This is a genomic window from Streptomyces sp. NPDC005728 (assembly GCF_040630895.1).
Classification (GTDB): domain Bacteria; phylum Actinomycetota; class Actinomycetes; order Streptomycetales; family Streptomycetaceae; genus Streptomyces.
This window is the reverse complement of the sequence record NZ_JBEXYL010000099.1, coordinates 19,337-28,663: the sequence shown is the minus strand read 5'-3', so window position 1 is coordinate 28,663 and position 9,327 is coordinate 19,337. Positions and strand designations below refer to the sequence as shown.

Sequence of the window (9,327 nt, the reverse complement as noted above, 5' to 3'; positions counted from 1 at the left end):
CGAAGACCAGCGTGACGGCCGTGCCCTGGGCGAACAGCAGCATCAGCACCCGGGCCGCGGTACCCGCCACCGGCCACGAGCCGATCGTCACGGACTCGCGCGTCGTCGCCCACTTCGGCCTGGCCGCCGGGCAGACGCCCGAGAACATCGCACTCGAAGGCGACGGCTCCGCCGACCTCACCTTCGCCCTGGCCCGGCAGGTCGCCCACGTCACCCCGGACGGCAAGACCCGGATCCTCGCGACCCTGCCGAGCGTGGCGCAGCCGGACACGCCCCTCCTGCACAGCGCCGCCGTCACCGGCATCGTCCGCACCCACGACGGCACGCTGTACGTCAACTACGCGACCGGCACGCAAGAGACCGGCATCTGGCGCATCCCCGGTGACGGCGGCACTCCGGTACAGATCGCCGAGCTGCCACCGCGCGGACTGCCCAACGGCCTGGCCCTCGACGAGCGCAACGGCGTGCTCTACGCCGCCGACTCCGTACAGGGCATCGTCTGGCGCGTCCCCACGTCGGGCGGCACGGCCACCGCGTGGGCGCAGGGCACGGAACTCCAGCCGCTCTCGGCCTCCGGGTACGGCGTCAACGGCATCAAGGTCCACCGGGACGCGGTGTGGGTGTCCAACACCGACCGTGGCTCGCTCCTGCGCTTCCCCGTCGGCCCGGACCGCTCCGCGGGCTCGGTCCAGACGCGGGCCACGGGCCTCGACGGCATCGACGACTTCGCGTTCCCGGGGAACGGAAGCAGCGTCCTGGCCGCGCTGAACCGCAGCAGCGAGATCGTCCTGGTACGCCGCGACGGCACCCACACGGTCGTCCTCACGCCGGACGACGGGCTCTCCAACCCGACCTCGGTCGCCGTACGCGGCCGGACCCTCTACCTGCCCAGCGCCGCGTTCGTCACCCGGCAGGACCCGAACCTGGTCCTCGCCCGCCTGCGCTACCTGTTCGGCCGCCTCTAGCCGACCGGCTGTTCGCCTGTTCGCCGCGACCGGGGCCCGGTCGCGGCGAACAGCCGTCTCAGGCGATCTCGACGAGCAGGTCTCCGCCCTCCACCTGCTGGATCCGGTTGATGGCCAGCCGGGACACCCGGCCCGCCTTCGGCGCGGTGATCGTGGCCTCCATCTTCATCGCCTCGATGGTGGCCACGGTCGCGCCGGCCGCCACCTCGTCGCCCTCGGCGACAGCGAGCGTCACCACGCCGGCGAACGGCGCCGCCACATGGCCCGGGTTGGCACGGTCGGCCTTCTCCGTCACCGGCACGTCCGAGGCCGCCGCCCGGTCACGGACCTGGATCGGTCGCAGCTGGCCGTTGAGCGAGGACATCACGGTGCGCATACCGCGCTCGTCCGCCTCGCCGACCGCCTGCAGCTCGATCAGCAGCCGTACACCCGGCTCCAGGTCGACGGCGTACTCCTTGGCGGGCCGCAGGCCGTAGAAGAAGTCCTTGCTGTCCAGGACGCTGGTGTCGCCGAACGACTGCCGGTGCGTGTCGAACTCCCGGGTCGGGCCGGGGAACAGCAGCCGGTTTAGGGTCGCCCGGGTGTCCTTCGCAAGCCCGTCACGGTCCTCGGAGGACAGCTCGGGGGCGGGCTTGGGCTCGCCGCGGCCCTGGAGGGCCTTGGTGCGGAACGGCTCGGGCCAGCCGCCGGGCGGGGTGCCCAGCTCGCCGCGCAGGAAGCCGATGACCGAGTCGGGGATGTCGAACCGATCGGGGGTCGCCTCGAAGTCCTCCGGCGAGACGCCCGCGCCCACCAGGTGCAGCGCGAGGTCGCCGACCACCTTGGACGACGGGGTGACCTTCACCAGGTGGCCGAGGATACGGTCGGCGGCGGCGTACATGGCCTCGATGTCCTCGAAGCGGTCGCCGAGGCCGAGGGCGACGGCCTGGGTGCGCAGGTTGGAGAGCTGGCCGCCGGGGATCTCGTGGTGGTAGACGCGGCCGGTCGGGGAGGCGAGGCCCGCCTCGAAGGGGGCGTAGATCCTGCGGACGCCCTCCCAGTACGGCTCCAGGTCGCCGACGGCCTGCAGGTCGAGCCCGGTGGGCCGCTCGGAGTGGTCGGTGGCGGCGACGAGCGCCGACAGCGAAGGCTGCGAGGTCGTCCCGGCCATGGAGGCCACCGCGCCGTCCACCGCGTCGGCACCCGCCTGGATCGCGGCGAGGTAGGTGGCGAGCTGGCCGCCCGCCGTGTCGTGCGTGTGCAGATGCACCGGCAGGTCGAACTCGCGGCGCAGCGCGGAGACCAGCTTGGCGGCGGCCGGGGCGCGCAGCAGTCCGGCCATGTCCTTCACGGCGAGGACATGGGCGCCGGCGTCCACGATCTGCTCGGCGAGGCGCAGGTAGTAGTCGAGGGTGTAGAGCCGCTCGGCGGGGTCGTTGAGGTCGGCGGTGTAGCAGAGGGCGACCTCGGCGATCGCGGTGCCGGTCTCGCGTACGGCGTCGATGGCGGGCCGCATCTGGCCGACGTCGTTGAGCGCGTCGAAGATGCGGAAGATGTCGATGCCGGTGGCCGCGGCCTCCTGCACGAAGGCGTCGGTGACCTCGGTCGGGTACGGGGTGTAGCCGACGGTGTTGCGGCCGCGCAGCAGCATCTGCAGGCAGATGTTCGGTACGGCCTCACGCAGGGCGGCCAGCCGCTCCCACGGGTCCTCGGCGAGGAAGCGCAGCGCCACGTCGTACGTCGCGCCGCCCCAGCACTCCAGGGACAGCAGCTCGGGCAGGGTGCGGGCGACGACCGGGGCGACGGCGAGCAGGTCCTTGGTGCGTACCCGGGTGGCGAGCAGCGACTGGTGGGCGTCGCGGAAGGTGGTGTCGGTGACGCCGATGGTCGGCGACTCGCGCAGGTGCCGGGCGAAGCCCTCGGGGCCGAGGTCGACCAGCCGCTGCCGGGAGCCGGCCGGGGGCTCGCCGGCCGGGAGCGGCGGCAGCTTGGTGACCGGGTCGAGGAGGTCGGGGCGCTTGCCGTGCGGCTTGTTGACGGTGACGTCGGCGAGGTACGTGAGCAGCTTGGTGCCGCGGTCGGCGGAGCTGCGGGCGGTCAGCAGGTGCGGGCGCTGCTCGATGAACGAGGTGGTGACCCGCCCGGCCTGGAAGTCGGGGTCGTCCAGGACGGCCTGCAGGAACGGGATGTTGGTGGCGACGCCACGGATGCGGAACTCGGCGACGGCACGCCGGGCGCGCCCGATGGCGGACCTGAAGTCCCGGCCCCGGCAGGTGAGTTTGACCAGCATCGAGTCGAAGTGGGCGCTGATCTCCGTACCCGCGTGGGTGGTGCCGCCGTCGAGGCGGATGCCGGAGCCGCCCGGCGAGCGGTAGGCGCTGATCCGGCCGGTGTCCGGGCGGAAGCCGTTGGCGGGGTCCTCGGTGGTGATACGGCACTGGAGGGCGGCACCGCGCAGGGTGACCGTGTCCTGGGACAGGCCGAGGTCGGCGAGGGTCTCGCCGGAGGCGATGCGCAGCTGCGCCTGGACCAGGTCGACGTCGGTGACCTCCTCGGTGACCGTGTGCTCGACCTGGATGCGCGGGTTCATCTCGATGAAGACGTGGTTGCCGTCGCGGTCGAGGAGGAATTCCACGGTGCCGGCGTTGCGGTAGCCGATCTCGCGGGCGAAGCGCACGGCGTCGTCGCAGATCCGGTCCCGTAGCTGCGGGTCGAGGTTGGGCGCGGGCGCCAGCTCGATGACTTTCTGGTGGCGGCGCTGCAGCGAGCAGTCTCGCTCGAACAGGTGAATGACGTTGCCCTCGCCGTCGGCGAGGATCTGCACCTCGATGTGGCGCGGGTCCACGACGGCCTTCTCCAGGAAGACGGTCGGGTCGCCGAACGCGGAGGCGGCCTCGCGGGAGGCGGCCTCGATGGACTCGCGCAGCATGGCGGGGTCCTCGACGCGGCGCATGCCGCGGCCGCCGCCGCCCGCGACCGCCTTGACGAAGACGGGGAAGCCGATGTCCTCGGCGGCGCGTACGAGTTCGTCGACGTCGTTGGAGGGTGCGGACGAGCCCAGTACGGGCACGCCCGCCGCCCGGGCGGCGGCGACCGCGCGCGCCTTGTTGCCGGTCAGCTCCAGCGTGTGGGCGCTGGGTCCGACGAAGGTGATGCCCGCCTCCTCGCAGGCGCGGGCGAGTTCGGGGTTCTCGGACAGGAAGCCGTAGCCCGGGTAGACGGCGTCGGCGCCGGCACGGCGTGCGGCGCCCACGATCTCCTCGACGGAGAGGTAGGCCCGCACGGGATGCCCGGGTTCGCCGATCTCGTAGGCCTCGTCGGCCTTCAGCCGGTGCAGCGAGTTGCGGTCCTCGTGCGGGAACACGGCGACCGTGCGGGCACCGAGTTCGTAGCCCGCCCGGAACGCGCGAATCGCGATCTCTCCACGGTTGGCGACCAGCACCTTGCGGAACATCCTGGATTCCCTTCAGCTGCCTGGCGGCGACGAACACCATGGTGTCAGCCATGCGCTGCCGTACGTCGCGGCAACATTAGGGGGTGCCCGCGCGTGTCGAAGTGCGAAAAGCGTCACATTGACGCGGTCGGGCGTGCGGGGGCCGGGCCGTCAGAAGCGGCAGTGCAGCGGAGGGTCGAAGACCGGTGGCGGGGCGGCGAGGGCGGCGCGGATCGATTCTTCCAGGACCGAATGGGGCGAGCCGTCGGTGCGGTCGAGGCGCAGGGGCGCGGTGAGGCCCGCCTCGGTGTTGCTGATGAAGCGGGGCGGCCCGGTGTGTTTGAAGCCCCGGGTGTGGAAGAGGAAGGGGTGGGCGAGGACGACGTCGCCGGCGCGGCCGGTCAGCTCGGTGACGTTGCCCAGCGGCTCGGCCAGGACGAGGTCGAACAGTTGGCGGTGGCCGAGGCCTTCGGGGTGCCGGGCGAGGACGTGTGCGGTACGGCGGTGGCTGCCCTCGGCGATCAGGGTGCCGCCGCCGGAGGGTGCGACGTCGGAGAACAGGCCGATGAGGAGCAGACCCTGGTGGGGGGCGTCGAGGGTGTGGCGGAACCAGTTCCCGTCGATGTGCCAGCCCTCCACCGGAAGGCTCCCCGGCGGCAGGGCGGCTCCGTGGGCGAAGTTCACGGGCCAGAATCCCCAGTCGCGGTCCCCGCGCCAGCGGCCGCGGCCGACCAGTTCCTCGACGGCCCGGGCGAGCACGTCGGGGAAGCAGGCGCGTACGGCGGCGCTGTCGAGACGTTCCTCGATGTCGTACGCGGGGGGCCAGGTGCTCGGGTCGCCGTGGACGATGCCCGCCTTCTCACGCATGCGGCGCCAGACGGCGGCGCGGGCCGCTGCTGCGCGCCGCTCGTCGAACACCCCGCGGAGCACGCAGTAGCCGCGCTCGGTGAAGTCCGCCAGGTCGGTGTTGGTGAGGACGGTCATCGCGTCACCAGTAGAGGAGCCAGTGGCCGTCGCACCAGACACCGTGCCCCTGGAGGGTGAGGCGTTCGTCGCCGGGCCGGACGGCGCTGCTGGGGGCGACCTGATGCAGGACGTGCCCGGAGTGGACGTACAGGTGTCCGGGTGTGTAGGGGACGTACCGCAGGGTGTGAAAGCGTTTCAGGTCCGCCGCGCTCTCCACCCAGCCGCGTGCGAGGGAGCGGCGGAAGTCCTGGTACGTCGCCTCCCAGAGGTTCAGTCCGCCGCCGGCCGCGGGTACCCGCAGCGGCAGGGTGAACGACAGCAGCCGGTCGGTGTCGGTGCCCGGCGGCCAGTCGAACGCCTCGTACTGGAGGTCGAAGTGCACGGGCGCCTGGGGCCTGGTGAAGATGGCGGCCTCCAGCCAGATGTGGAAGCCGGGCAGTGCCAGGTGCTCCGGGTAGTGGACGGGTGCGTCGAGGTGGTCGGTGAGGGCCTTGCCCACCACGTCGTACAGATCCCCGAAGTGCGTCCGCAGCAGCGCCCGCGAGCCCACCCCGTGGCGCTGGTAGTGGCCGCTCTCCGGGCGTTCGGCCACGTCGAGGTAGCTCGGCGTGCCGAGGGTGAGGAACGCGGGCGGGTCGCCGCCGCGCGCGATCCAGTGCTCCCGCAGGGCGTACACACGCTCCCGTACGTCGTCGCTGCCTTCGGCGGTGAGCAGCGGAAGGTCCGTGATCACGCGGTTCCTCCCGTCAGCAGGCGGAGCAGCGAGGTGGTGACGGCGCCGTCGAGTCTGCGGTCGTACCAGTCGTATCCGGGCATCGGGTTGGCCTCCAGGCACCAGTACGTGCCGGCCGTGTCCCGTTTGAGGTCCCAGCCGGCGAAGGCGAGCCCGAGGGCGCGGGTGCCGGCGGTGATCCGTGTGGCGAGGCCGTCGGGCAGGTCGTGGGGCCGGAACTCGACCTCCTGCGGAGGTGCGGTGCGGTAGTCGACGGCCGAGGACACCGCCTCCTCGGCATGCAGTTCGTCGCCGACGACGTGCACGCGGACGTCGCTGCCGGACACATAGCGCTGCAGGTGCACCGGTCCCTGATGGGGCACGAAGTCGTCGAACTCCTCGGGTGCCACGAGCCTGCTGTCGGCCCGGACGCCGGACAGTGCCTTCACGATGGCCGGACCGCTGCCGGCGAACGCGCGCAGTCTGCCGGGGTCGGAGCTGGTCAGGCTCTCCGGTACGTCGAAGCCGTGGCGGGCCAGCGTGACCTCGTGCAGCGGCTTGGAGCCGTTGTCGCCGGCCGCACCGGGACGGTTGGCGACGACGCCGGGCACGCGGTCGAGCCAGGCGGTGAGCGATGCCATCAGGCTCCGCCAGCGCACGGTGCGCGCGGCGTCCTCCTCGAAGGCGGACAGGTCCGCAAGCCGGCAGAAGTAGCCGTCCGCCGGATCGAGGTCGTAGCGCTGGTCGCCGACCACCATCCAGCTGTCCCCGTCGTCGGGCAGCGCGAGGCGCCAGGCTCCGTCGCGCACCAGGTCGCCGAGGTCGACGAGGGTGACCGGGGCGGACCGGTCGGCGGCCTCGGCCGTGAAGTGGGCGAGGGTTCCGTCCGTGGCGATCCCGACCGCGTAGATCATGGGAACAGCACCTCCATGAGCCGGGGCCCGAGACCGAGCCAGACCATGCGCAGCTGCTGCAGGGCGGGGAACGGCTCCACGTGCACCAGGCGGGCCGCGGCGGCTCCGTCCGTGACCCGCCAGACGAGGGCGGCGAGGTCCAGTTCCAGGGCGGCCGCCGCGGCGACGCTGCGGGATTCCAGGGCGAGGTGGTCGAGGTCGGCGGTGGTGCAGCGCCAGGCCCGGTCGCCGAGGACGACGACCGTCTCCATGGCGGGGTCGGCGTCCGACCAGCGCGCGCGGTAGGGGCCGGTGCCGGGTGGCCGCTCGGGCCAGCGGCGGGCGCGGAGCGTGCCGAGGTCCTCGACCCAGAAGGCCTCGCCCTCCGGGCTCCCCGGCCGCGGATAGTCGAAGGAGAACAGTTCGCTGTCGCCCGACTCGCCTGCGCGGTGCTCGGTGACCGCGGCGGAGCGCATGGTGCGGCCGGCCACCAGTGCGGACGAGGGGCGGTTGATCACGGGGGCGGGCGTGAGCGCCGCGACCGCCCAGAGCTGGGCGAGGCATTCCCCCAGGTGGAACTCCGCGTCGAAGCCGATCCGGCGCCCGGGCGGTGACGGCAGCAGGAGCACCAGTGGAACGACGGGGTCGACCGTGGCCGTGCCCGCGCGGGTCGCGACGGTGAACAGCTGCGCCGCGTCGAAGACATCGAGGACGGCCGCCGAACGGCCCTGTTCCCGCACGTAGTCGGCGGTTTCCACTGCGATGGGGTCCTGCGGATCGGCCACCACGATCAGGTCCGCCGGGGCGGCGGCCTCGGTCGGCCGCGGTTCGGATGACGTCCGGGGTTCAGATGACAAGGCCGCGCTCCCGCAGGAACCGGCTCGCCCGGGAGGCGCGCAGGACGGCCAGGACGTCGTCGCCTGCTTCGGCCGGCCCGGCCTTCATGCCTTCCGCCGGCTCCGCCGGTCGTGCGGCGAGCGGCACGGTGCGCTCGGCCGGGGTCCAGGCGCCGTCCGTGCCGTCCTTGGAGTCCTTGAAGTCCTTGCTGTCCTTCGTGTCCTTGCGGTCCTTCACGTCCTTGCTGTCCTTGAGGTCCTTCAGGTCCTTGTAGTCCTTGAAGTCCTTGCGGTCCTTGTAGTCCTTGAACTCCTTACCGTCCTTGAAGTCCTTGAAGCTCTTGGCCTGGAGGTCCGGTATCTCCTCCGCCTCGGGGACGGCCGGCCCGGGTTCGGCGGCGGCCTCCAGGGGCGTCGGCCGCCACAGGCGGGCGAGCAGGTCACGGCGGTGGGCCGCCTTCAGGAACGGCATCACCCTGGCCTCGTCGATCGTCCATGTCATGAGCGGGGCCCCTCCTCGGTCGGGTCCGGGTGGGCGCGGTAGCGCCTCAGTGCTTCGGCCAGTGCGCGCTGTGCGGTCGCGTGATGCGGGTTCAGATTGCAGATGAGGTGGTCGACACCGAGATCCCGGTAGCCGGCGAACCCGTCGGCCAGCTCTGCGGGGGTGCCCGTGAGGACCGGGGCGCGGGGGTCGGGGCAGGCGGCCCGGCCGGCGGGTACGACGTTCACGCCGACGGTGATCCGGAGGGTCGACGGGTCGCGGCCGGCGTCGGCGCAGGCGGTCCGCACGGTGTGCAGTGCCGTCTCGAACGTGTCCGGGGCCCCGAACCAGCAGCCGTTCCACAGGTCGGCGTAGCGGGCGGTCGCCCGCAGCATGCGCGGTCCGGAGCCGCCGACCAGGAGGGGCGGACCCTCGGGGCGCACGCCGCGCGGGCGGAGTTCACCGCCCCGGGCCCAGGAGTAACGGCCGTTGAATTCCGCCTTTCCGGTGCGCAGCAGTGACACGATGATCTGCAGTGCCTCTTCGAAACGGGCCACGCGGTGATCGAAATCGAGACCGAACGCCTCGAATTCCGGCCGGTGCCAGCCGGCACCCAGTCCCAGAATGAGACGGCCGTTGCTCAGAGAGTCGAGCGTCACCACCATTTTGGCGAGGACGGCCGGATTCCGGAAAGCCGTGCACAGGACGAGGGTGCCGAGCTGAATACGCGACGTGGCCTCGGCGAGCGCGCTGAGTATGGTCCAGCATTCCCAGATGCCCTCGGCGGGTTCCGTCCCGTCGCGGAAGAGCAGGTGGTCGAAGCACCAGAGGGAGTCGAAGCCGGCTGCTTCGGCCTGCCGGGCGAGGGCTCTTATCTCTTCGTAGGAAGGCTGTTTGGCGGGGGATTCCGCCAAGGGCAGAGTGACGCCGACCTTCATGGACCCCCCGAGCCGTGAATTGGGTCACTGCAGGCAACGGCGCGAGCGTAGCAGCGGGGGATCGGAGATCGCCATGCCCGGAAGTCGGTGATATTTCCGGGAAAGGTTTCTGATGATTCTTGGG

Annotated in this window: 8 protein-coding genes; 1 reads left to right on the top strand and 7 read right to left on the bottom strand. The window is 72.0% G+C overall.

Translation table 11 applies throughout. The features are described from left to right. Positions 1-41: 41 nt before the first annotated feature. Positions 42-965 (top strand): hypothetical protein, encoded by a 924-nt coding sequence (locus ABZ471_RS39245; RefSeq protein WP_359073489.1) that lies wholly within the window; start codon positions 42-44, stop codon positions 963-965. A gap of 58 nt (positions 966-1,023) precedes the next feature. Here the strand turns inward: ABZ471_RS39245 and ABZ471_RS39240 are convergent, their stop codons facing one another. From ABZ471_RS39240 to ABZ471_RS39210, 7 genes are all read right to left on the bottom strand, one after another. Continuing rightward, complete coding sequence (locus ABZ471_RS39240) at positions 1,024-4,398, bottom strand: pyruvate carboxylase (protein ID WP_359073488.1); 3,375 nt, start codon at positions 4,396-4,398, stop codon at positions 1,024-1,026. Positions 4,399-4,548: 150 nt separating this feature from the next. Continuing rightward, the gene (locus ABZ471_RS39235; RefSeq protein WP_359073486.1) at positions 4,549-5,361 is read right to left on the bottom strand and encodes a hypothetical protein; all 813 of its coding nucleotides are present in this window, start codon (positions 5,359-5,361) and stop codon (positions 4,549-4,551) included. 4 nt (positions 5,362-5,365) lie between these two features. Continuing rightward, entirely contained in the window at positions 5,366-6,076 is a 711-nt protein-coding gene (locus ABZ471_RS39230; protein WP_359073484.1) for a hypothetical protein, read from the bottom strand. Continuing rightward, positions 6,073-6,969, bottom strand: coding sequence for a hypothetical protein (locus ABZ471_RS39225; protein WP_359073483.1), 897 nt, complete (start codon positions 6,967-6,969; stop codon positions 6,073-6,075). Before ABZ471_RS39225 ends, ABZ471_RS39230 begins: the two co-directional genes overlap by 4 nt. Beyond that, a complete protein-coding gene (locus tag ABZ471_RS39220; protein ID WP_359073482.1) occupies positions 6,966-7,805 on the bottom strand; it encodes a hypothetical protein in 840 nt (279 codons plus the stop codon). The genes ABZ471_RS39225 and ABZ471_RS39220 overlap by 4 nt, the downstream gene beginning before the upstream one ends. Beyond that, complete coding sequence (locus ABZ471_RS39215; protein WP_359073481.1) at positions 7,795-8,286, bottom strand: hypothetical protein; 492 nt, start codon at positions 8,284-8,286, stop codon at positions 7,795-7,797. Before ABZ471_RS39215 ends, ABZ471_RS39220 begins: the two co-directional genes overlap by 11 nt. Further along, the gene (locus ABZ471_RS39210; protein WP_359073480.1) at positions 8,283-9,203 is read right to left on the bottom strand and encodes an LLM class flavin-dependent oxidoreductase; all 921 of its coding nucleotides are present in this window, start codon (positions 9,201-9,203) and stop codon (positions 8,283-8,285) included. Before ABZ471_RS39210 ends, ABZ471_RS39215 begins: the two co-directional genes overlap by 4 nt. Between the last annotated feature and the right edge of the window lie 124 nt (positions 9,204-9,327).

What these genes read in the sequence shown, in the direction of transcription:
- ABZ471_RS39210 (WP_359073480.1), bottom strand. Translation starts at nt 9,203, where the DNA reads ATGAAGGTCGGCGTCACTCTGCCCTTGGCGGAATCCCCCGCCAAACAG.
- ABZ471_RS39225 (WP_359073483.1), bottom strand. Translation starts at nt 6,969, where the DNA reads ATGATCTACGCGGTCGGGATCGCCACGGACGGAACCCTCGCCCACTTC.
- ABZ471_RS39235 (WP_359073486.1), bottom strand. Translation starts at nt 5,361, where the DNA reads ATGACCGTCCTCACCAACACCGACCTGGCGGACTTCACCGAGCGCGGC.
- ABZ471_RS39240 (WP_359073488.1), bottom strand. Translation starts at nt 4,398, where the DNA reads ATGTTCCGCAAGGTGCTGGTCGCCAACCGTGGAGAGATCGCGATTCGC.
- ABZ471_RS39215 (WP_359073481.1), bottom strand. Translation starts at nt 8,286, where the DNA reads ATGACATGGACGATCGACGAGGCCAGGGTGATGCCGTTCCTGAAGGCG.